Origin of the sequence: Nonomuraea sp. NPDC049695 (genome assembly GCF_040674955.1) — a bacterium.
Classification (GTDB): domain Bacteria; phylum Actinomycetota; class Actinomycetes; order Streptosporangiales; family Streptosporangiaceae; genus Nonomuraea; species Nonomuraea helvata.
This window is the reverse complement of record NZ_JBFANV010000040.1, coordinates 33757-55573: the sequence shown is the minus strand read 5'-3', so window position 1 is coordinate 55573 and position 21817 is coordinate 33757. Positions and strand designations below refer to the sequence as shown.

Annotated in this window: 21 protein-coding genes; 16 read left to right on the top strand and 5 right to left on the bottom strand. The window is 69.1% G+C overall.

Annotated elements, in window-relative coordinates; all coding sequences use genetic code 11:
• Positions 1-28 precede the first annotated feature (28 nt).
• Positions 29-895, top strand: a complete 867-nt coding sequence (locus tag AB0J64_RS30460) for a hypothetical protein (protein ID WP_364034205.1) — start codon at positions 29-31, stop codon at positions 893-895.
• Complete coding sequence (locus AB0J64_RS30455; protein WP_364034202.1) at positions 888-1244, top strand: hypothetical protein; 357 nt, start codon at positions 888-890, stop codon at positions 1242-1244. Before AB0J64_RS30460 ends, AB0J64_RS30455 begins: the two co-directional genes overlap by 8 nt.
• On the opposite strand, the gene AB0J64_RS30450 is transcribed toward AB0J64_RS30455, so the two are convergent.
• Complete coding sequence (locus tag AB0J64_RS30450; RefSeq protein ID WP_364034200.1) at positions 1164-2633, bottom strand: PucR family transcriptional regulator ligand-binding domain-containing protein; 1470 nt, start codon at positions 2631-2633, stop codon at positions 1164-1166. The genes AB0J64_RS30455 and AB0J64_RS30450 overlap by 81 nt on opposite strands.
• A gap of 70 nt (positions 2634-2703) precedes the next feature.
• On the opposite strand from AB0J64_RS30450, the gene speB reads away from it, so the two are divergent.
• From speB to AB0J64_RS30435, 3 genes are read left to right on the top strand one after another with little or no spacing between them, the layout of a single operon-like run.
• Positions 2704-3639, top strand: a complete 936-nt coding sequence (gene speB, locus AB0J64_RS30445) for an agmatinase (RefSeq protein ID WP_364034197.1) — start codon at positions 2704-2706, stop codon at positions 3637-3639.
• Complete coding sequence (locus AB0J64_RS30440; RefSeq protein ID WP_364034194.1) at positions 3636-5147, top strand: cytosine permease; 1512 nt, start codon at positions 3636-3638, stop codon at positions 5145-5147. Before speB ends, AB0J64_RS30440 begins: the two co-directional genes overlap by 4 nt.
• On the top strand, positions 5147-5785 hold the full coding sequence (locus AB0J64_RS30435) for a cyclase family protein (protein WP_364034191.1): 639 nt from the start codon (positions 5147-5149) through the stop codon (positions 5783-5785). Before AB0J64_RS30440 ends, AB0J64_RS30435 begins: the two co-directional genes overlap by 1 nt.
• Here the strand turns inward: AB0J64_RS30435 and AB0J64_RS30430 are convergent.
• Positions 5782-6273, bottom strand: a complete 492-nt coding sequence (locus tag AB0J64_RS30430) for an Lrp/AsnC family transcriptional regulator (protein WP_344986783.1) — start codon at positions 6271-6273, stop codon at positions 5782-5784. The two genes, AB0J64_RS30435 and AB0J64_RS30430, sit on opposite strands and share 4 nt — an antisense overlap.
• A 194-nt stretch (positions 6274-6467) precedes the next feature.
• Here AB0J64_RS30430 and AB0J64_RS30425 point away from each other — a divergent pair, with 194 nt between their 5' ends.
• The 9 genes from AB0J64_RS30425 (at position 6468) to AB0J64_RS30385 (ending at position 16005) form a co-directional block, all read left to right on the top strand.
• Entirely contained in the window at positions 6468-7901 is a 1434-nt protein-coding gene (locus tag AB0J64_RS30425; protein WP_364034187.1) for a gamma-aminobutyraldehyde dehydrogenase, read from the top strand.
• Between the two features lie 14 nt (positions 7902-7915).
• A complete protein-coding gene (locus tag AB0J64_RS30420) occupies positions 7916-8983 on the top strand; it encodes an ABC transporter ATP-binding protein (RefSeq protein WP_364034185.1) in 1068 nt (355 codons plus the stop codon).
• A gap of 42 nt (positions 8984-9025) precedes the next feature.
• Entirely contained in the window at positions 9026-10216 is a 1191-nt protein-coding gene (locus AB0J64_RS30415) for a spermidine/putrescine ABC transporter substrate-binding protein (RefSeq protein ID WP_364034182.1), read from the top strand.
• A gap of 3 nt (positions 10217-10219) precedes the next feature.
• The gene (locus tag AB0J64_RS30410) at positions 10220-11071 is read left to right on the top strand and encodes an ABC transporter permease (protein ID WP_364034179.1); all 852 of its coding nucleotides are present in this window, start codon (positions 10220-10222) and stop codon (positions 11069-11071) included.
• A complete protein-coding gene (locus AB0J64_RS30405; RefSeq protein WP_364034176.1) occupies positions 11068-11853 on the top strand; it encodes an ABC transporter permease in 786 nt (261 codons plus the stop codon). The genes AB0J64_RS30410 and AB0J64_RS30405 overlap by 4 nt, the downstream gene beginning before the upstream one ends.
• Before the next feature lie 38 nt (positions 11854-11891).
• Entirely contained in the window at positions 11892-13286 is a 1395-nt protein-coding gene (locus AB0J64_RS30400) for an FAD-dependent oxidoreductase (RefSeq protein ID WP_364034173.1), read from the top strand.
• A complete protein-coding gene (locus AB0J64_RS30395) occupies positions 13283-14158 on the top strand; it encodes an alpha/beta hydrolase (RefSeq protein ID WP_364034170.1) in 876 nt (291 codons plus the stop codon). The genes AB0J64_RS30400 and AB0J64_RS30395 overlap by 4 nt, the downstream gene beginning before the upstream one ends.
• 131 nt (positions 14159-14289) lie before the next feature.
• Positions 14290-15231 (top strand): serine hydrolase, encoded by a 942-nt coding sequence (locus tag AB0J64_RS30390; protein WP_364034167.1) that lies wholly within the window; start codon positions 14290-14292, stop codon positions 15229-15231.
• Between the two features lie 39 nt (positions 15232-15270).
• On the top strand, positions 15271-16005 hold the full coding sequence (locus tag AB0J64_RS30385; RefSeq protein ID WP_364034164.1) for a polysaccharide deacetylase family protein: 735 nt from the start codon (positions 15271-15273) through the stop codon (positions 16003-16005).
• 9 nt (positions 16006-16014) lie between these two features.
• Here AB0J64_RS30385 and AB0J64_RS30380 read toward each other — a convergent pair whose 3' ends face one another.
• Together AB0J64_RS30380 and AB0J64_RS30375 are read right to left on the bottom strand one after the other, a co-directional pair.
• Positions 16015-17241 (bottom strand): MFS transporter, encoded by a 1227-nt coding sequence (locus AB0J64_RS30380; RefSeq protein ID WP_364034161.1) that lies wholly within the window; start codon positions 17239-17241, stop codon positions 16015-16017.
• A gap of 260 nt (positions 17242-17501) precedes the next feature.
• A complete protein-coding gene (locus AB0J64_RS30375; protein ID WP_364034158.1) occupies positions 17502-18461 on the bottom strand; it encodes a LysR family transcriptional regulator in 960 nt (319 codons plus the stop codon).
• A 113-nt stretch (positions 18462-18574) separates the two neighbouring features.
• Between AB0J64_RS30375 and AB0J64_RS30370 the strand changes: the two genes are divergently transcribed.
• The gene (locus tag AB0J64_RS30370; RefSeq protein ID WP_364034156.1) at positions 18575-19495 is read left to right on the top strand and encodes a zinc-binding dehydrogenase; all 921 of its coding nucleotides are present in this window, start codon (positions 18575-18577) and stop codon (positions 19493-19495) included.
• 47 nt (positions 19496-19542) lie between these two features.
• The gene (locus tag AB0J64_RS30365) at positions 19543-19980 is read left to right on the top strand and encodes a nuclear transport factor 2 family protein (protein ID WP_364034153.1); all 438 of its coding nucleotides are present in this window, start codon (positions 19543-19545) and stop codon (positions 19978-19980) included.
• 315 nt (positions 19981-20295) lie between these two features.
• Here AB0J64_RS30365 and AB0J64_RS30360 read toward each other — a convergent pair whose 3' ends face one another.
• Complete coding sequence (locus tag AB0J64_RS30360; RefSeq protein ID WP_364034150.1) at positions 20296-21804, bottom strand: DHA2 family efflux MFS transporter permease subunit; 1509 nt, start codon at positions 21802-21804, stop codon at positions 20296-20298.
• Positions 21805-21817 lie beyond the last annotated feature (13 nt).

The window sequence follows — 21817 nt, the reverse complement described above, 5'->3', positions numbered from 1 at the left end:
GATCGAACGCCAGTTGTAATGTTGCGGCATGGTCACGTCGCAACACGAGGGGATCACCAAAGTCACCGCCCTCGATTTCGGACATACCGCGCAGATGCTGCGGGCGCTGTTCGACCTGCCGATACCGGAATCGGGCGAGGCTCGGCTCGCCTCGCCCGATTTGTCGGACGCTAAGCCGGCTGTATGCCGAGCCGACGGCGCGCTGCTCTACGGCAAGGGAAAGGAGAAGCTCGGGGTCATCACGGAGACCCAACGGGGAGAGGACAAGGACAAGCTCTATTCGTGGCTGGAGTACATCGCCAACTTCCGGGCCCGTGAGAGATGTCCGGTCTGCTTGGTGGTCATCTGCCCTGACCGAAAGATCGCCCGCTGGGCGGCCAAGCCCATAGAAACCGGCCATCCTGGGTTGACCCTGACGCCGTTGGTCATCGGCCCCGACAACACCCCGGTCATCACCGACGTGGAGGAGGCGGCGGGCAACATCGGGCTGGCCGTCGTCTCAGCCATCACGAGGAGCGGCGACCCGCTGTTCAAGGACATCCTCGGCACCGTGGATCAGGCTCTGAACAGGATCGATCCCAAGCTCGCCGGATGGTACGGGTACTACATAAACGCGTCGCTGACTGGCGTGGCACAGGAAGAATGGGGGAGACTCATGGCTATGCAGACCTATCCCTACCAGGGCGAGTACGCCGAGAGCCTGCTGGCTGAGGGCAGGGCGGAAGGCGAAGCGCGAGGCGAGGCCAAGTCCGTGCTCAAGGTCCTGAAGGGGCGCGGGATCGCGGTGTCCGACCAGGTTCAGGAGCGGATCATGGCCTGCCAGGACGTGGCGACCCTCGACGCCTGGCTGCTCCGGGCGCTCGCCGTCGAGTCGGCGGAGGAACTCTTTGCCTGACTGGGACGGCATCCCCACCGCAGCGGAATTCGGTGATTATGACAAGGAGAACTTTCTTCAAGTCTTCGGCCGAAAAGAGGGCACGATCAGAGCGCTCCTGATGCTCATCGACGTTCGGGGCATTCAGCTTTCGGACGAGAAGGACCATGCCATCAGGAACATGGGGCATCTCGATGTCCTGGACATCTGGTTCGAGCGGGCTGCCTGGGCTGAGTGCGAGGAGCAGATCTTCCGGCCCATCATGAGCTGCCGACTGAAAGACTGTCCGTCACGGCCCAAACCCCAGAAGGCCGAGTTGGCGGGCGGCGCGGATGGCGAGCCAGACCTCCGCGAACGCCGAGCTGGATGACAGATCCCGCCCCGTAAGGGCGGCGAAGCGCCGTAGCCGGTAGGCCAGGGTGTTGGGGTGGATGTGGAGCGCCGTCGCCGCGTCGTCGGTGTGGCGGTTGCGCTCCATCCACACGCGTACGGACGCCAGCAGCCGCGAGTCGTGGGCCTTGTCGTAGGCCAGCACCTCGCCCAGCACATGATCCACCAGGGCCGCCAGCGTCGCAGGGTCGTCGGGCAGCCAGCGGCCCGTCGTGTCGTCGCCGTAGTGCGCCAGCGCCCTGCCCGACTCCGCCGCGTGCGCGACCGCCCACAGCGCCTCCCGCTGCACCAGCCGCATCGACTCGCCGGGCGGGAACGGGCGGCTCATGCCCGCGTGCACGCCCGGTAGGGCACTGACGGCGGAGCCGAGTTCGGGCGGACCCAGGAGGTAGTGGTCGTCGCCTCTGCGCAGCATGAGGTGGGGGAGGTCGCCCAGGGCCCGGCGCAGGGCCTCGTCGGGAGCGCCGCGGACCACGAGCAGGACCGATTCGTCCTCCAGCGGGAGGCCCAGCCTGGCGAGCCGGCGGCGGGCGGCCGGTGGGTCGAGCACGTCCTGGAGGAGCTCGGCCAGCGTCTCGGCGCCCTCCCTGCGCAGGGTCTCGTGCTCGTGCCTGGACATCGCCACCTGGAGCGCGGCCACCGTCGCGATGTGCTGGACCACCGCCAGGCCCGCCGGGCGGGCGCCCTCGCGTTCGAAGGCGGCCAGGAAGCCCGCGGGCCCGCCGGGCGCGGACACCGGCAGGACGAAGCCGCCGGGGATCGTCGGCGGCGCGTCGGGCTCCGTGGGCAGGACGTCGAGCGCGGGAGGCACGGGCACGCCCGGCAGCAGCGCGCGGCCCTGGGGTGTGCACATGTAGACGTCATATCCGGACAGGCGCTCCAGGCGCTTGAACAGGGTCGCGTTGTCCAGGTCCTCCGAGGCCAGCCAGCGCAGCGCGCCGAACACCTGGAGCTGGGCGCCGAGACGGTGGCTCGCGTCCTCCTGGAGCGCCGCCGCCACCTCCTGCGCGATCGCGATGAACGGCACCGCCAGGGGCACCTCCAGCACCGGCATGCCACGCGACTCCGCGGCCTCGAAGAACGCCGGGTGCAGCGGCGGCACGTGGAGCTGGGCCGAGAGCGCGAGGGCGGAGACGCCGGCGTCGTCCAGGCGCTCGAGGTAGGCGCGTTGCCGGGCGGCCGTACGCGGGACGCCGAGGCCCGTCGTCATGATGACCTCGGCCCCGAGCAGCCACGGCGTCGGGTCGTCGAGCTCGCTCACATGCGCCCACGACACCGAACGCGACAGCCCGTCCTCACCGGCCAGCAGGCGGAGCTGGAGTGCGGGGGAACGGAGGAGGTCTTCGACGGTCAGCTTGTGTTCGGCCACAACACACACCGTAATACTTCGTGAACCCTCCAATTGTCGCAGGTCAGACGCATGACGAACACTGGGCCGCATGAATCAAGGCCCCGTCGACTCCAGCCAGGTCCCGCGCTTCGCCGGGCTCGCCACCTTCGCCCGTTTGCCCCGCCTCGACCAGGTCGAGCGGGCCGACGTCGCCGTCGTGGGCGTGCCGTTCGACACCGGCGTCTCCTACCGGCCCGGCGCCAGGTTCGGTCCGGCCGCGGTCAGGGAGGCGTCCCGGCTGCTGCGGCCGTACCATCCGGGGCTGGACGTCTCCCCGTTCGAGCGGGCGCAGGTGGTGGACGCCGGCGACATCGCGGCGAACCCGTTCGACATCGGCGCGGCCATCGAGAGCATCGAGGGCGCGGCGGACTCCATCGACGCCAGGCTCGTCGCGATCGGCGGCGACCACACCATCGCCCTGCCGCTGCTGCGCTCCGTGGCCAGGAAGCACGGCCCGGTGGCGCTGCTGCACTTCGACGCCCACCTCGACACGTGGGACACCTACTTCGGGGCCGAGTACACGCACGGCACGCCGTTCCGGCGGGCGGTCGAGGAGGGCCTGCTCGACACCGAGGCCCTCAGCCACGTCGGGATCCGGGGCCCGCTGTACGGCAAGAAGGACCTCGAGGACGACCGGCGGCTCGGCTTCGGCATCGTGACGGCGGCCGACGTCCTGCGGCGCGGTCTCGACGAGGTGATCGACGTGCTGCGTCAGCGCATCGGGGAGCGGCCTCTGTACGTGTCCGTCGACATCGACGTGCTCGACCCCGCGCACGCGCCAGGCACCGGAACGCCGGAGGCGGGCGGGCTCACCAGCCGGGAGCTGCTGGAGATCCTGCGCGGCCTGGCCGGTCGCAACCTGATCGGGGCCGACGTGGTCGAGGTGGCCCCGGCCTACGACCATGCGGAGATCACCTCGATCGCCGCCTCCCACGTGGCATACGACCTGGTCAGCTTGCTGGCGATGCAGGAGAAGCAGACATGAGCGGCATCACCGAGATCGAGACCTACGGAGTCGAGCGCATCCCCGACGCCGACCGCACCGCGCGCCCGGCCGACCTGTTCAGGGTGGCGTTCGGAGGTGCGAACACCTTCGCCACCTGTGTGCTCGGCGCCTTTCCCATCCTGTTCGGCCTGTCGTTCTGGCAAGGGCTGGCCGCCACCGTGCTCGGGTTGGTGGTCGGGGCGCTGATCCTGGCGCCGCTGTCGTTGTTCGGGCCGCTCAACGGCACCAACAACGCCGTTTCGTCATCGGCCCACCTGGGCGTGCACGGCCGCGTCGTGGGGTCGTTCCTGTCGCTGCTCACCGCGATCGCGTTCTTCTCGATCTCGGTGTGGTCGTCGGGGGACGCGTTGGTCGGCGGCGCGCACCGGTTGGTAGGGCTGCCGGACACCGACCTGTCCTACGGTGTCGCGTACGGGATCTTCGCGGTGCTCGTGCTGATCGTGTGCGTCTACGGCTTCCGGTTCATGCTGTTCGTCAACAAGATAGCGGTGGCGGCGGCGTCGCTGCTGTTCGTGCTGGGGGCGTTCGCCTTCGCCGGCGACTTCGACCCCTCCTACCCGGGCACGCTGGGGGCGGGCGACCCGCTGTTCTGGCCGTCGTTCATCGGCGCGGCACTGATCGTGCTGTCGAACCCGGTGTCGTTCGGAGCGTTCCTGGGGGACTGGTCCCGCTACATCCCGGCGAGTACGCCGCGCTCGCGGGTGATGGCCGCCGCGTTCCTGTCGCAGATCGCCACCATCCTGCCGTTCTTCTTCGGCCTCGCGACCGCGTCGATCATCGCGGCCAAGGCGGCCGAATACGTCGACCCGGCCGCGCCCAACTACGTCGGCGGACTGCTGGCGATCTCGCCGGGCTGGTACTTCGTACCCGTCTGCCTGATCGCGCTCATCGGCGGCATGTCCACAGGCACGACCTCGCTCTACGGCACCGGGCTCGACTTCTCCAGCGTCTTCACCCGTTTCTCCCGCGTGCAGGCCACGGTCTTCATCGGCACTCTGTCGATCGTGTTCATCTTCATCGGCCGTTTCGCCGCGAACCTCACGCAGAGCATCTCCACGTTCGCCACGCTGATCATCACGTGCACGGCGCCGTGGATGGTGATCATGATGCTCGGTTATGTGACCCGGCGCGGCTGGTACGACCCGGAGGCCCTCCAGGTCTTCAACCGGCGCCAGCGCGGCGGGCGCTACTGGTTCACGCACGGCTGGAACTGGCGTGGGCTGAGTGCCTGGCTGGTGTCGGGGGGACTGGCGCTGATGTTCGTCAACCTGCCGGGGCAGTTCGTCGGGCCGCTCGGGGACCTCGCCGGCGGCGTGGACATCTCGCTGCCTGTCGGGCTGGCCGTGGCCGGGCTGCTCTACCTGGCGCTGCTGGCCGCCTTCCCGGAGCCGCGCGAGGTCTACGGACCCGAGGGGCCGCGGCTGGCCCGCGCCGCCGACATCCCGGTGCTGCCCATCGTGGACGCGGCGGCCGAGCCGGTCACGTGATGGAGCTCATCGACCTGTCGGTGCCGATCGAGACCGGGATGCCGGTGTATCCGGGCGATCCCGAGGTCTCGGTCGGCCCGGCGCTCACCGTGGCGCGGGACGGCGTCAACGTGCTGGGACTGCATCTCGGCTCCCAGTCGGGCACCCACGTGGACGCGCCGTTCCACATCGACGACTCGCTGCCCACGCTGGACGAGCTGCCGCTGTCCCGCTTCTGCGGGCCCGCCGTCGTGGTGGATGTCCGGGGTCTGGCGCCGCGCTCGCCGATCGGGGCGGCGCTCTTCCAGGACGTCACCGCTCCGATCGTGCTCGTCGCCACCGGATGGTCGGCCTCCTGGGGAACGGAGGTCTACGGGACGCACCCGTACCTGACGGAGGAGGCCGCGGCGCTGCTCGTCGAGCGCGGAGTGCGGACGGTGGGGATCGACGCGCTGAGCGTGGACCCCACGCCGGCCGAGGACTTCCCGGCACACCGGGTGCTGTGCGGCGCGCACGCCGTCATCGCCGAGAACCTGACCGGCCTCGACCGGCTCCTGGACGCCCAGGCGCGGGGCAGGCCGATCGAGGTGTCCCTGTTCCCGATCCGGCTCCCGGGAGCGGACGGCGCGCCTGTGCGCGCGGTCGCGAGGGTCGGCTAGCGGGTGCCCCAGGAGTAGGTCTGCTTGCGAAGCTTCAGGTAGACGAACGACTCGGTGGCTCGCACGGCGGGGATGGCACGAATTTTGCTAAGAATTTCCAGCAGGTGCCCGTCACCCTCGCAGACGACCTCGACGATCACGTCGAAGGAGCCCGCCGTGAGGACCACGTAGTCGATCTCCTCGATGGCGGCCAGCTCGTCGGCCACCGCCTCCAGGTCGCCCTCGATGTTGATGCCGATCATCGCCTGCCGTGGGAACCCCAGCGTCAGCGGGTCGGTGACCGCGACGATCTGCATCACGCCGGCGTCATGCAGCCGCTGGACGCGCTGGCGCACGGCGGCCTCGGACAGGCCTACGGCCTTCCCGATCGCCGCGTACGGCATGCGGCCGTCGCGCTGGAGCTGTTCGATGATCTGCTTGGACAGGTCGTCAAGCACCACCGGCCCGGCATTGGGGTTGGTGCGGCGTACGCGCGGCGGCGTCGTCATCGACAGCACTCCTCCTAGCGGTACGGCGTTACGGGCACGTTCCCGCCTGGTTGCCGTCCCGGTGCGACATGTTGTCAGTTCTTGGCGGGCTGTCAAGCGAATTCGTAGCAATTTGGTATCTTCACCACGAAATCCCTTGTTCAGATGCAACGTGCTCTGTAAGAGTCGCGGCATCTCAGCCACGAGGAGGCACCTTGACCACCCGTCTCCAGAACTTCATCAACGGGAAGTTCGTGGACGCGAAGAGCGGCCGATTCTCCGACGTCATCGATCCGTGCACGGGCGAGGCCTACCTGCAGGCCCCCGTCTCCGGGGCCGAGGACGTCGACGCCGCCTACGCCGCCGCGGCCGCCGCCTTCGAGTCGTGGGGCAGGACCACCCCGGGTGAGCGGGCCAACCTGCTGCTCAAGGTCGCCGACGCGATCGACGCGCGGGCCGACGAGATCAACGAGGCGGAGTGCCTCAACACCGGCAAGCCGCGCGCCCGCATGGCCGAGGACGAGACTCCGGTCGCCGGCGACCACTTCAGGTTCTTCGCGGGCGCGGCGCGCACGCTGGAGGGCCCCACGGCCGGCGAGTTCCTCGCCGACCACACCAGCGTCATCAGGCACGAGCCGGTCGGCGTGATCGGCCAGGTCACGCCGTGGAACTACCCGATGATGATGGCGGTCTGGAAGATCGCCCCCGCGCTCGCGGCCGGCAACACGATCGTGCTCAAGCCGTCCGACACGACCCCGGCCTCCACGCTCAAGCTGGCCGAGATCCTCGGCGAGGTGCTGCCCGCCGGTGTCTTCAACGTCGTCACCGGCGACCGCGAGACCGGCGCGCTCGTCGTCGGCCACCCGACGGCCTCCATGGTCGCGATCACCGGCTCGGTCGGCGCGGGCATGTCGGTCGCCAAGAGCGCCGCCGACGACCTCAAGCGCGTACACCTCGAGCTCGGCGGCAAGGCCCCGGTCGTGGTGTTCGAGGACGTCAAGGACCTGGGCAAGGCCGCCGCGGACATCGCCGTCGCGGGCCTCTACAACGCCGGCCAGGACTGCACCGCCGCCTGCCGGGTGCTGGTGCAGGAGAGCGTGCACGACGAGTTCGTGGCCGCGCTGACCGAGGCCGCCGCCGGCACCGTGACGGGCGACCTGGACAACGAGGACGCGCTCTACGGGCCGCTCAACAACGAGAACCAGCTCACCAGGGTCCAGGGCTTCATCGACCGGGTCCCGGCGCACGCCAAGGTTCTCACCGGCGGTCACCGCGTCGGCGAGAAGGGCTACTTCTTCGCGCCGACGATCGTCGACGGTCTCAAGCAGGACGACGAGATGGTGCAGAACGAGGTCTTCGGCCCCGTGATCACCGTCCAGACGTTCACCGACGAGGCCGACGCGCTGGCCAAGGCCAATGACGTCAAGTACGGCCTGAGCGGCTCTGTCTGGACCTCCGACCACGGCCGCGCCATGCGCATGTCCAACCGCCTCGACTTCGGTGTGGTCTGGGTCAACACGCACATCCCGTTCGTCTCGGAGATGCCGCACGGCGGCTTCAAGCACTCCGGGTACGGCAAGGACCTGTCGGTGTTCGGCCTGCACGACTACACCCGGGTCAAGCACGTCATGCACTACATCGGCGAGTAGGGACAGTACCTGGGATGGCTGAGCTTAATGCGATAGAGCTTGAGGACGTCGTCAAGGAATACCTCTCGCATGGCGAGGTCGTCCAGGCGGTCAAGGGCGTCACGCTGGACATCGCCGAGGGGGAGTTCTTCTCCCTCCTCGGCCCGTCCGGGTGCGGCAAGACCACGACGATGAGGATGATCGCCGGGTTCGAGCCGCCCTCGAAGGGTCTGGTGCGGCTGCACGGCAAGGACGTCACGAACGTCCCGCCCAACAAGCGCGACGTCAACATGGTCTTCCAGTCCTACGCGCTGTTCCCGCACATGAGCGTCTGGGACAACGTGGCGTTCGGGCTGAAGCAGCGCAAGACGCCGCAGGAGGAGATCAGGCGGCGGGTCGGCGAGATGCTGGAGATCGTCGATCTCACCGGCAGGGAGAAGCGCAGGCCGCGCGAGATGTCGGGCGGCCAGCAGCAGCGCGTGGCGCTGGCCCGCGCGCTGGTCAACCGGCCGCGGGCGCTGCTGCTCGACGAGCCGCTCGGCGCGCTCGACCTCAAGCTCCGCCAGGCCATGCAGATCGAGCTCAAGCGCATCCAGCGCGAGGTCGGCATCACGTTCGTGTACGTGACGCACGACCAGAACGAGGCGCTGACCATGAGCGACCGGATCGCGGTCATGAACGACGGCCTGGTCGAGCAGCTGGCCGGGCCGCGCGAGATCTACGAGCGGCCCGCGACCGCGTTCGTGGCCGGCTTCATCGGCACCTCCAACCTGCTCACGGGCGCCGCGAACGGCGGGGTGCTGAAGATCGGCGGCGGCCGGGTGCTGGTCCCGGGGCACGACGGCGACGTGACGGTGACCGTGCGGCCGGAGAAGATCACCATCGGCACGGAGGAGCCCGCTCAAAGGCTCAGCGCCGTGAAGGGGACCGTCGCCGAGGTGGTCTACCTGGGGACGTACAACAGCTACGCCGTGAGTCTCGCTGACGGGGCCGAGATCACGGTGTTTCAGCAGAACGCGCTTGACGCCACGGCCACCGCGGAGCGGGGCGACTCCGTGTGGCTGTCGTGGCAGGCGCAGCACTCGTATGTGATTGGAAGTTGATAGCACCTCATGAACCACCCCATGCCCCGTTCCCGTCGCGACATGTCGTGTGTAACGCGCAGGCAAGCACTCCGGGTCGCCGGGTTCTCCGCCGCAGGGCTCGCGCTGGCCGCCTGCGGCGTGCAAGGACAGAAGGCCGCACCCCCGAAGGCCGACGCGGTCAAGGACTTCTGGGCGAAGCAGACCAAGCACGGCAAGGTCGTCTTCGCCAACTGGCCGGAGTACATGCCGGAGGACCAGGCCCCGCTGAAGAAGTTCCAGCAGGCCACCGGCATCTCGTACGAGTACAAAGAGGTCATCCAGGAGAACGCCGAGTTCTTCGGCAAGGCCGACCCCGTGCTCCGCGCCGGGCAGCCCCTGGGCTACGACATCGTCGTCATGACCAACGGCGTCCAGCTCCAGCACATGATCGACCTGGGCTACGCGACGCCGCTCGACCACGCCCAGCTGCCGAACTTCGAGGCCAACGCCGGTCAGAAGTTCAAGGAGCGGGCCTACGACCCGGGCAACAAGTACACGGTGCCGTACACGTCCGGCGTGACCGGGATCGCGTACAACACCAAGTACGTCGACGATGACATCACCAGCATCGAGGCGCTGTTCGATCCCAAGTACAAGGGGCGGGTCGGCATGATGTCCGACGCGCAGGAGATCGGCAACTTCGCGATGTTCGCGCTGGGCATCGACCCCGAGAAGTCGAGCGAGGCCGACTGGAAGAAGGCCGGGGAGAAGCTCAAGGCGCAGCGCGACGCCGGAATTGTCCGGAAATATTACGACCAGAGCTACATTGATGCCGTGGCCAAGGGCGACGTCTGGGTGAGTATGGCCTGGTCGGGCGACGTCTTCCAGCGTCAGCTCGCCGGCGAGCCCGTCAAGTTCGTGGTGCCCGAGGAGGGCGGCACGATCTGGACCGACAACATGCTCATCCCCAAGGGCGCGGCCAACCCGGTGGACGCGCTCATGCTCATGGACTACCTCTACCAGCCGGTCGTGGCCGCCGAGCTCGACGAGTTCATCCAGTACGTCACGCCGGTCCCGGCCGTGCAGGACCTGATGAGGGAGAAGGCCAAGACGGCCGAGGGCAAGGACAAGAAGGCCCTCGAGGACATGGTCGACAGCCCGCTCATGTTCCCGAGCGAGGCCGACTACGCCAAGCTGCGCAGCTACACCCCGCTGACCACCCAGCAGGAGCAGGTCTTCAACCCGATCTTCCAGTCCGTCACCCAGGCATAGCAGATGAGGCGGCTCACCCCCTACCTGCTGGCGCTGCCGAGCTGGATGTGGCTGGGGATCTTCCTGGTCGTTCCCATGGCCGCGATGGCGTCGGTCTCCCTGCAGACCGGCAACGCCATCGACGGCTTCGCGATGACGTTCAGCTTCTCCAACTACAGCGACGCGCTCGGCAGGTACAGCACCCAGCTGCTGCGCTCGCTGCTCTACGGCGGGCTCGCCACGGTGGCCATGCTGGTGATCGGCTATCCGGTGGCGTACTGGATCGCGTTCAAGGGCGGCACGCGCAAGTCCGTGTACCTGTTCCTGCTGCTGCTGCCGTTCTTCGTGTCGTTCGTGCTCCGGACGATCTCGTGGAACTTCCTGCTGTCGGACAACGGCATCCTGTTCGGCACCCTGAAGGGCTGGGGGCTGCTGCCTGAGGACTTCCACGTGCTGGCCACGACGTTCGCCGTGGTGGGCGGTCTGACGTACAACTTCCTGCCGTTCATGATCCTGCCGATCTACGTGGCGCTGGAGCGGGTGGACCCACGGGTGATCGAGGCGGCCCAGGACCTGTACGCGACGCGGGCGGCGGCCTTCCGCCGGGTGGTGCTGCCGCTGTCGCTGCCGGGGGTGTTCGCCGGGGTGCTGATGACGTTCGTGCCCGCCACGGCCGACCCGATCAACGCGCAGATCCTCGGCGGCACGGCCAACACGATGATCGGCAACATCATCCAGACCGAGTACCTGACCAACCTGAACTACCCGACCGCCTCGGCGCTGTCGTTCACGCTGATGGCGGTGCTGCTGGTGGGCATCTTCATCTACGCCAGGGCGCTCGGGACCGAGAACGTCCTCGAGGCGGCGGCCCGATGAGGGGCACGCGGCTCGGGGACCGGCTCCTCCACATCTACACCTGGATCATCATCGTCTGGCTGTCGTCGCCGATCGCCGTGATGATCCTCTTCGGTTTCAACGACAAGAAGAGCAAGTCGAACACCTCCTGGCAGGGCTTCACGCTCCGCTGGTACGCCGAGCTGTTCGACATCTCCGACCTGACCGTGGCGCTGCGCAACTCGCTGGTGATCGCCGCGGTCAGCACCGTCATCACGGTCATCATCGGCACCATGCTGGGGCTGGCGCTCGGGCGGCACCGCTTCCGCGGCAAGGGGCTGACGAACTTCCTCGTCTTCGCCGCCATCTCCACGCCTGAGCTGGTCATGGGCGCGTCACTGCTGTCGCTGTTCGTCTCGGGGAACGTGCCCCGCGACGCCAACACGATCATCGTCGCCCATGTGCTGTTCTCGGTGTCCTTCGTGGTGGTGACGGTACGGGCGCGGATCGTCACGCTCGACCCGTCGCTGGAGGAGGCGGCCAGGGACCTGGGGGCGACGGCGTGGGGGACGTTCAGGCAGGTGACGCTGCCGTCGATCCTGCCGGGCGTGATGGCCGGGGCGATGCTGTCGTTCGCGCTGTCCATCGACGACTACGTGGTCACCAGCTTCGTCAACGGCTCGACCGTCACCTTCCCGCTGTGGATCGTGGGTGCGGTTAAGACAGGTATCCCACCGCAGGTCAACGTCATGGGTACGCTGATCTTCGGCATCGGGGTGCTGATCGCGATCGGTAACGCGGTGGCGGCGCGGCGCCGTACCTAAATAGAAAACTCCACGTACTTCGTAGGGAAGTGGGATTTGTGGATCCGCTGAAGGCGCTTGCTGATGCGGAGCGCAAGCCGTACTGGCTGGACAGCCCGGCCAGACCCGAGCCGCGACCGCGGCTCGACGAGAACACGAGCGCCGACCTGGTCGTCGTCGGCGGAGGCTTCTCAGGGCTGTGGACCGCCCTGATGGCCAAGGAACGAGACCCCTCTCTTGACGTCGTCCTGCTGGAAGGGCGCAGGATCGGCTGGGCGGCCACCGGCCGCAACGGTGGGTTCTGCATGGCGACCCTCACCCACGGCCTGGCCAACGGCCTGGAGCGGTGGCCGGACGAGATCGACCGCCTCGAGCGCATGGGGGTGGCCAACCTCGACGAGATCGAGCGGACGCTGGAGCGCTACGGCGTCGACTGCTCGTTCGAGCGCACCGGGGAGCTGCACGTGGCCACCGAGCCGTGGCAGCTCGAGGGCCTCCGCGAGCACCTGGACCTGATCTCGGAGCACGGCCTCGACTACCTGCCGCTCGACCAGGATCAGGTGCGGGCCGAGGTGAACTCGCCCACCTTCCTGGGCGGGCTCTGGGACCGCAGCGGCTGCGCCATGCTCGACCCGGCACGGCTGGCCTGGGGGCTGCGGGAGGCGTGCCTGAGCCTCGGCGTGCGGGTCTACGAGCGCAGCCCCGTCCGCTCGCTGCGCGACGACGGCACGACCATCACGCTGCGCACCCCGCAGGGCGAGGTCGGCGCTCGCCAGGTGGCGCTGGGCACCGGGGTGTTCCCGCCGCTGCTGCGGCGGCTCAAGCACTTCGTGGTCCCCGTGTACGACTACGCGCTGATGACCGAGCCGCTGTCCGGTGCGCAGCTCGCCGAGGTGGGCTGGCGCAACCGCCAGGGCGTGGGCGACTCCGGGAACCAGTTCCACTACTACCGGCTGACCGACGACAACCGGATCCTGTGGGGCGGCTACGACGCCGTCTACTACAACGGGGGCCTGGTCAGGCCCGAGTACGAGCAGCGCGACGAGACGTTCGCCAAGCTCGCCGAGCACTTCTACGACACGTTCCCGCAGCTCACGGACGTGCGGTTCACGCACAGGTGGGGCGGGGTGATCGACACCTGCAGCCGGTTCAGCGCCTTCTACGGGCAGGCGCACGGCGGGCGGCTGGCCTACGCGACCGGCTACACCGGGATGGGCGTGGGTGCCACCCGGTTCGGGGCGAACGTCATGCTCGACCTGCTGTCGGGCGAGCGGACCGAGCGGACGGAGCTGCGGATGGTCAAGGAGAAGCCGGTGCCGTTCCCGCCGGAGCCGGTGCGGTCCGGGGTGATCCAGGTCACCCGGTGGTCGATCGCGCAGGCCGACCAGCACCAGGGCAAGCGCAACCTGTGGCTGCGCACGCTCGACCGCATGGGACTGGGGTTCGATTCATGACCCGGGTCGAGTTCATGGTGGACGGCCTCACGCTCGCCGGGGACCTGCGGGTCCCCGGCGGCGTGGGGCCGCACCCCGCGCTGGTCCTCACCGGGCCGTTCACGGGCGTGCGGTCCCAAATGACCGGGCTCTACGCGGAGCGGCTGGCCGAGCGGGGGTACGTGACGCTGGCCTTCGACCATCGGAACTGGGGCGAGTCCGAGGGGGTGCCGCGCCGGGAGGAGGACCCTCAGGGCAAGCTGCGCGACCTGCGGGCCGCCGTGTCGTTCCTGCGGTCGCGGGACGAGGTGGACCGGGAGCGGATCGGGGTGGTGGGGGTGTGCCTGGGCGCGGGATACGCCCTGAAATTTGCCGCTTTCGACCCTCGTGTCCGGACATTTGCCGGTATTGCGGGGGCGTACAACAACCCCTACACCATGCGGGCCGGGATGGACTACCCGTCGGTGCTGGCGGGGCTCACGGAGGTTCTGGAGCGGCAGGACCAGGGCGGCGACGTCGAGTACATGCCCGCGGTCGCCGACGAGGGCGAGGCCGCCATGCCGGGCGACGAGCCGTACGCGTACTACGGCACCTCGCGGGGCGCCTCGCCGCACTGGTCCAATTCGGTGACCAGGGCCAGCGTGCGGGAGCTTGTCACGCTGGACAACATGATGGGAGCGGACTTCCTGTCGCCGAAGCCGGCGCTGATCGTGCACGGGGTCGTCGACCGGTTCTGCTCGCCTGAGGGGGCCGAGGAGGCGTACCGGCGGCTGGACCAGCCGAAGAAGCTGGTCTGGGTGGACGCCAAGCAGCACATCGACCTCTATGACCGCGAGCCGTACGTCACCCAGGCCGTGGACGCGACGGCCGACTTCCTCGCCGAGCACCTCTGACCGACGGGTGGTAGCGGCTCTGCAAGGTCGTGCTGAAGGCCTGGCCAGGAAAGCGCGTGGCGTGGCGGGCCAGGCCGCCCTCGCGGAGCATGCTCCTCGTGACCCCCGGATGAGATCACGGGAGTGAGCGCGTGCGTGCGAAGTGGATGGCGGCCTGGTCTGTGCCGGCGCCGGTGCCGGTGTTGCTGCCGGTGCTGGCGCTGGTGCTGGCGGCGGGGTGTGGGACCGAGCGGGAAGTGATCGGTCCCGTGGCGGTGAAAGCCCCCATCAAGGTGGCCCGCTGCGTCATGAGATTCCCCGCCCCGCGCGCCGCCGCGGCGGCCCGCGTCCGCCTCGAACGCGACATTTCCGGATATGTAGGCAAGCGCCCCGGCCGGATCGTCTACGCCGCGCTGGACCTCGTCACCGGGGTTTCGCTCGGCCGGGGCGAGCACGAGCACGACATCATCACCGCCAGCGGCGCCAAGGTGGACATCCTCGCCGCCCTCCTGCTCCGCGGCACTGGCGAGCTCGACGACGGCGAACGCGACCTGGCGATCCGCATGATCACCGAGAGCGACAACAGCGCGGCGGACACCCTGTGGTCACGCGTCGGTTCCTCGATGAGCGAGTTCTACGACCGGATGGGTCTCCGGGAGACCACACCGGGTCCCGGCATCTACTGGGGCGGCACCACCACCAGTCCCGCCGACCGCATCCGCCTGATGAAGCTCCTGGTCAAGGGCGGCAAGGGCATGACCGCGCCCGATCGGAGACTGGTGCTGGACCTCATGTCCCGAGTCCAGAAGGACCAGTCGTGGGGCGTCAGCGCCGCGGCCCGCCGGGGGGACCGGGTGGCGCTGAAGAACGGCTGGACGCCGCGCCCGTTCGCCTCCAACACCTGGGCCATCACGAGCTACGGCCGCATCGTGGGGCCGGGCCGCGACCTGCTGCTGTCGGTGCAGACGGATGAGCAGCCGGGGGAGGAGGCGGGCATCGAGACCATCGAGGGCGTGGCCCGTCTCATCGGCACCCGCCTCGACACCCTCTCGCCGACCATCACCCGCCCTTGCCCGACCAGACCCACGATTTAGCCGCTCGCCCCTCATGGTTCTGTGATTCCATGATCTCCCATGAACGCAGCAGCAACGGGCGCGCGGAGGAAGTGGCTCAAGCTTCTCGCGGCCCTTCTCGCCATCCTCCTCTTAGGCGCGTTGGGCCTGTATCGGCTGATGAACGCGCGGACCTTCCAACTGGCGGGAGAGCTGATCGACCGCGTGGCGACCGACGAGAAGGTCGTTGCCCTGACCTTCGATGACGGCCCTGACGAGCACGCCGCCGAGATCATCGACATCCTCGCCGAGCTGCGCGTCCGCGCGACGTTCTTCGTCATCGGATCCCAGGTCGAAGCCCGGCCACAGGCCGCGCAGGCGCTGGTCGCCCACGGCCATCAGCTGGCCAACCACACGTACACCCATCACCGGATGGTCTTCGTCTCCCCCGCCACCGTGGCGAGTGAGGTCGAGCGCACCGATGCGGCCATCCGGACGGCGGGGCAGCGCGGCGAGATCCTCTTCCGCCCGCCGACGGGCAAGAAACTGCTGATGCTGCCGCTGTATCTGGCCGACCATCAGAGGCGCACGGTCATGTGGGACGTGGAGCCGGACTCCGGCAAGACCCCCACCGCCGCCGAGATCGTCGCGGCTGTGCGCAAGGAGACCAGGCCGGGATCGATCATCTTGCTCCACCCGTGGTACGCCGGCGGGCGGAACACTCGCGAGGCCATCAAAGGCCTGGTCACCGGCCTTCGTGAGCAAGGATATCGATTCGTCACGGTCTCAGAGATGCTCGCTCTGCGGCGTCGTTAGGCCACGTTCTCAGTCGTCGTGGGCGATGTGCATGAGCTGCCGCCACAGCAGCACCACGAACACCGCGGAGCCGGCGAAGGCGAACCAGAAGGGCGCTGCGACACCGAGGCGGGTGGCCAGGACACCGCCGATCAACGAGCCGACCACCAGACCGCCGAAGACGCAGACGGTGTTGACGCTGCCCACTCGGCCCTGCAGTTCGTCCGGGACCGCGCGCTGGCGGACGGTGGAGGAGGTCGTGCCCCAGATGAACGCGTGCGCCCCGAAGACCAGGAAGATGCCCCCGGCGACCCACGGCGAATGGGTCAGTGCCAGGCCCAGGTGGGTGAACGTTTCGATGATGAGTCCGATCCGCATCAGGGCGCCGAGGCTCACCCTGCGGGTGAGGGCACCGTACAGGCCGGTGCCGATCAAGCCGCCGATCCCGCCGATGGTGGTCATCAGACCGAAGCCCAGGGTGCCGAGGCCGAGCTGCTCCTGGGTGTAGAGGACGAGAACCGACCAGGCCGCGCCGAACGTGAAGTTGAAGATCAGGATGGTGAGCGCCAGCGTGCGGACCGCCGCGTGCCGGATGGTCCAGCTGAACCCGGCGATCAGTTCCCGTACGGTGTTGGGCGTGGGATCGTCGGCCTGTCGGCCGTGCGGCGGCAACGTGATCCGGGAGACCAGGACGATGCCCGCCACCACCAGGAGCAGCTGGCTCGCAAAGGGCCAGGTCAAGCCCAGGCCGAACAGCGCCGCGCCGATCGGCGGCCCGGCGAGCTGATTGAGCGTGATGAACCCAGTGCCCAGGCGGGCGTTGGCGATGACGAGATCGTCCTTGCTGACCATCATGGGAGTCAGCGTGGCCGTCGTGTTGTCGGCGAACACCTCGGCGATGGACCGCAGCGTGAGCGCCGCCAGCGCCGTCGCCACGGTCACGGTGCCGGTCACCATGAGCGCGACGAGCGCCGCCAGCACCACGGCCCGCACCGCGTTCGCGATGAGCACGATCCCGCGCCGGTTGTACCGATCCGACAGCACGCCCGCATACAGGCTGAACAGCAGCGGCGGCGCCCAGCCCACCAGGGCCGACAGCGAAATCATCAGCGGGTCGCGAGTCAACGTCGCGATCAGCAGCGGGCCCGCCGCGGCCGCGACCCCGTCACCGAGATTCGTCAGCCAGCTCGAGGCCAGCAACCACCGGAATCCTGTCCCCAGCCGGGCAGGTAAGACTCGCTCCACCACTGTAGTCACGAGCGCAAAACCATACGTTTTGGGAGCGGCCACGGCAACGCGTTTTCGCGTCTACGCTCGGGTGCACCTGCTCAAGGAGCAGCGTTGATCTTGCAGCTCACCGATCCAGGACCGCCGGGCGGTAGACGTCAGGTATGGCGGGCTGTCCGATCTCGGCGTCGCCGGGCGGCGCGGGTCTCCCCGTCGGCGACCTTGTCGTCGAGCAGCGCGTACAGCTGGGTGGTCTCGCCCTTCTTGCCCTTGTTTGCTCGGTTTGCCCGCTAGCCGCCCATCAGGTGCGCGAGTTCCGCGTGGTCGGTGTCCGGGAGCCAGTCCCGCTCCGGTGTGTAGTCCAGCCAGCGCCGGGTACGGCCGGCTTCGGCGAAGCCGCTCAGCAGGGTGTCGAGGCTCGGGTGGCGGTGGGACTCACGCCACGCGAGCGACCAGGCGTACAGCGGGGTCGGCGCGGTGAGCGGGATCGAGCGCAGATCCGCGTAGTCGGGCAGTGGCGCGTCGCTGGGAAGGAGCGTGAAACATGTCGGATCAGCGCGGATGTGCTGGACGAGATGGTCTGGGCCCAGGTTGGGGCCGTCCTGGCGACGCGTGATCTCGAACTCGTCCGCGAAGCGCCGCAGGAAGTCGAGGCGGGCCAGCTCCGCCGGGCACCACAGGGTGCTCTCGCGCAGGTCGGCCGGGTGCAGTTCGTCCGAGTAGGCCCGCGGGTGGGAAGCGCTGACGACTGCGTCGACGGGCTCCAAGCGAACGAGTCGCTGAGCGATGCCTGCGTCGCGGCCGCCGGGCAGCGGGTGTACCCGGCCGAAGCCCAGGTCGGTGTCACCGCGCAGCAGCGCTTCGGCGGCCGATGGCCAGTCACGTGCCGGGCCGGGCTCCAGGCGTATCGTGCTGAGCGCCTCGACCGCCTGCGCGACGGTGCGCATCGGCGCGTAGAGATGTCCCCACACGTCGAGACGTACGACCTGGCCGGCGCCCAGCGCCGCCGCGATCGCGCGGTCACCCGCCGCGAGGGCCTCGCGCGCGGCCGGCTGGAATCGCTCACCGGCCTCGGTCAACCGCGTGCCGCCCTCCCGTTCGAACAGGCGGACACCGAGCAGTGTCTCCAGGCGCGCGATGCGTTTCGACAGTGCCTGCTGGCTGGTGCCCAGCTGGTCAGCGGCGCGCCCGAAGTGCAGCGTCTCGGCGGTCGCGGCGAACGCGCGGACGAGGGCGAGGTCGAGATCCACGCCTATGACCATAGGTGACAACCGTGCGTTGTCGTCCAAGCGGTCGCGTTGTTGGCCCGGCCACCGCCTCACCCGGTGAAGTAGTCGCAGACGCCACCAAGGAGGCAACAACGATGAAGGCGCTCATCCCAACCGGGGACCCCGCTGAACCGGTCGTGCTGGCCGACGTTCCTGAGGCCACGCCGCGCGCGAACGAGGCGCTGGTGAGGGTCGAGGCGTTCTCGGTCAACCGCGGCGAGACGTTCAAGCTGGAAGCGCCCGTGCCGGGCGAGCGGCCCGGCAAGGACATCGCGGGGCTGGTAGTGCAGCCGGCCGCCGACGGCAGCGGGCCGACCGGTATCGCGCGCGTCGTAGGCCACCCCATGGCCGGCGGCTGGGCTGAGTACGTGGCCGTGCCGACCGACGCCCTCGCGGTTCTGCCGGACAACGTCTCCGCGGTCCAGGGCGCGGCGCTGCCGCTCGCGGGGCTCACCGCGCTGCGGCTGTTGCGCACGGCCGGGCCGGTACTGGGCCGACGGGTGCTGCTGACCGGCGCGTCGGGAGGTGTGGGGCACTATGTGACCGAGCTCGCGGCCGCCGCTGGGGCGGAAGTCACGGCCGTGACCCGGGACGCCGAGCGCGGGGCCCGGCTCACCGAACTCGGTGCGGCCGAGATCGTCCACCACCCGGCCGACGCACGCGGACCATACGACATCGTGCTGGAGTCGACGGGCGGCGAGGCCCTTCCCATCGCGCTCGCGCGGCTCGCCAAGCGTGGCACGCTCATCTGGTTCGGACAGGCCAGCCGAACCCCGGCGACGCTCGACTTCTTCGACTTCTTCGCCGGACCCGAGTCGGCCGTCATCCGCCACTTCCACTACCTCGACGCCGACACCGGCCTCGGCGATGACCTCGCGGCGCTCGTCCGCCTGACCGCCGAAGGCCGCCTGCACCCTGAGATCGGCCGCGTCGCGGACTGGGCCGATACCGCGACCGCCCTCACCGACCTGCGCGACCGCCGCATCCGCGGCAAGGCCGTGCTCACCCTCTCCTGAGCAACCGAATCCCCGAACCACGAGAAACCAGTAGAAGGAGTTCGACCATGACCGCGACCACCGAGCCCAGGGACGTCGTCATCCGCTACGTCGAGGCTGTCCGCGATGGCGACGCCGACGTCATCTACGACAGCTTCGCCGAGGACGCTACCTGGCACTACCCCGGCGACCTGCCGATCTCGAAGGTCTGGCAGGGCCGCGAGGCGATCATCAACGAGTTCCTGGGCGGCATGGGTCCCGTCCTCGTCCCCGGCACCATGAAGATCGAGCTGGTCGGAACGATCGCCGAGGGCGACCGCGTGGTCGCCGAGTGGACCTCGAAGGCCCAGACCGTGTACGGCGGCACCTACGACAACCGCTGCATCGGGATCTACACGGTCAGTGACGGCAAGATCAGCTCCGTCGTCGAGTACGCCGACACCCGGCATGTGGCGGCGACTCTCTTCCCCGACCACCGCGTTCCCGAGTCGAGCGACACTGTCTGAGACCGACGCGCAACCACCTCGAATCCACGACACCACCGGCAGGTCAGGACCCATGCATGTCTTTGTTGCAGGCGCCATCGGCCGCTACCTCGTTCCACAACTGATCCAGGCCGGTCACCAGGTCACCGGAGATGGTGTGATCCGCTCGGCGGGGGTGTGGTAACCGGGAGCGCGTCCGGGGGTGCGGGGACCGGCAGGTCCACGCCTGGGGGTGTGGGGGCTTGCCCCCACGGGGCGCTGCCCGAGCTGTCGCATGGCGCGCAGCGCCCCCACGTGTGAGGACCGTGCGTTTCCCTGGGCTTTCGTGGTCATGGGTCATGCCCTGGCCGGCGCCTCCTCCGGGATGACCTTCGGCACGCCGCGCAGCCCGACCAGTGCCATCAGGGCCACCAGGACCAGCAGTCCCGAGGTGACCAGCGAGGTCAGCTGCAGCCCGTCGATGAAGGCCGCCTGCGCCGCCCGTACGAGCGTGCCCGCCTGCTCGGGGGGCAGCGCCTGCGCCGCGCGCATCGCCCCGGCGATGGACTCCCGTGCCTCTCCCGTCGCCGCGGAGGTCGCGGTGGCGTCCAGGCCGGCCTGGTACGCGGTGTTCAGCACCGTGCCGAGGATCGCGATGCCGAGCGCCCCGCCCAGCTCGAACGCCGTCTCCGACACCGCGGCCGCCGCCCCGGCCCGTTCCCTGGGCGCGGTGGCCAGCACGTTGTCGTTGTTGACGGTGAACGTGAACCCGATCCCGAGACCACCGATGGTCATGAAGGTCGCCAGCGTGAGGTAGTTCAGCGACAGGCCGAGCGTGGAGTAGTACAGGAACGCGCCCGCGTTCATGGCCAGGCCCAGCGCGACCGCGCCGTTCCTGCCGATGCGGTGCACCAGCCGGGCGGCCAGGATGCCGCCGACCGCGCCGCTCAGGCCGCCGGGCAGCTGGGCGAGCCCCGCCTGGAGCGGCGTCCAGCCCAGGACGAGCTGCAGGTACCAGCCGAACATCAGCATCATGGCCGACATCGTGAAGATCGCCAGCAGGTTCGTGAGGATGGACGCGCTGAACGCCCTCCGCGTGAAGAGCCGTACGTCGATCATCGGTTCGGCCAGCCGGGTCTGCCGCCACACGAACAGGCCCAGCAGCAGCACCCCGGCCGCGCCCGCCACGAGCACGTCGGCGTGCTGCACACCTTTGTGCGCGCCCTCCTTGACCGCGTAGACGGCCGTCACCACGCCGGCGAACGACAGCACGGCGCTGACCAGGTCGATCCTGCCCGCATGAGGGTTGCGCGACTCGGGCAGCACCATGATCCCGGCGGCCAGCACCAGCAGCATGATCGGGACGTTGATCAGGAAGACCGAGCCCCACCAGAAGTGGCCGAGCAGCAGCCCGCCGACGACCGGGCCCACGGCGAAGCCGGCGGCGCTCATCCCGCTCCAGATGCCGATGGCCGCGGTCCGCTCGCCCGGCTCGGTGAACACGTTCCGGACGATCGACAGGGTGGACGGCATGATCGTCGCTCCGGCCACGCCGAGCAGCGCCCTGGCCGCGATCAGCAGCTCGGTGTTGGGCGCGTACGCGGTCACCACCGAGGCGGCGCCGAACGTGGCCGCGCCGATCAGCAGGAGGCGCTTGCGGCCGATGCGGTCTCCGAGGTTGCCCATGGTGACGAGGAGGCCGGCCAGCGCGAAGCCGTAGATGTCGCCGATCCAGAGCAGCTGCGTGGAGTTCGCACCGAGGTCGGTCACCAGCGTGGGCAGGGCCAGGTGCAGGACCGTGAAATCGAGTGAGAGCAGGAGGGTGGCCAGGCAGGCGACGGCCAGGCAGGACCATTTGTTCTTCATAGCGCCACTGTCT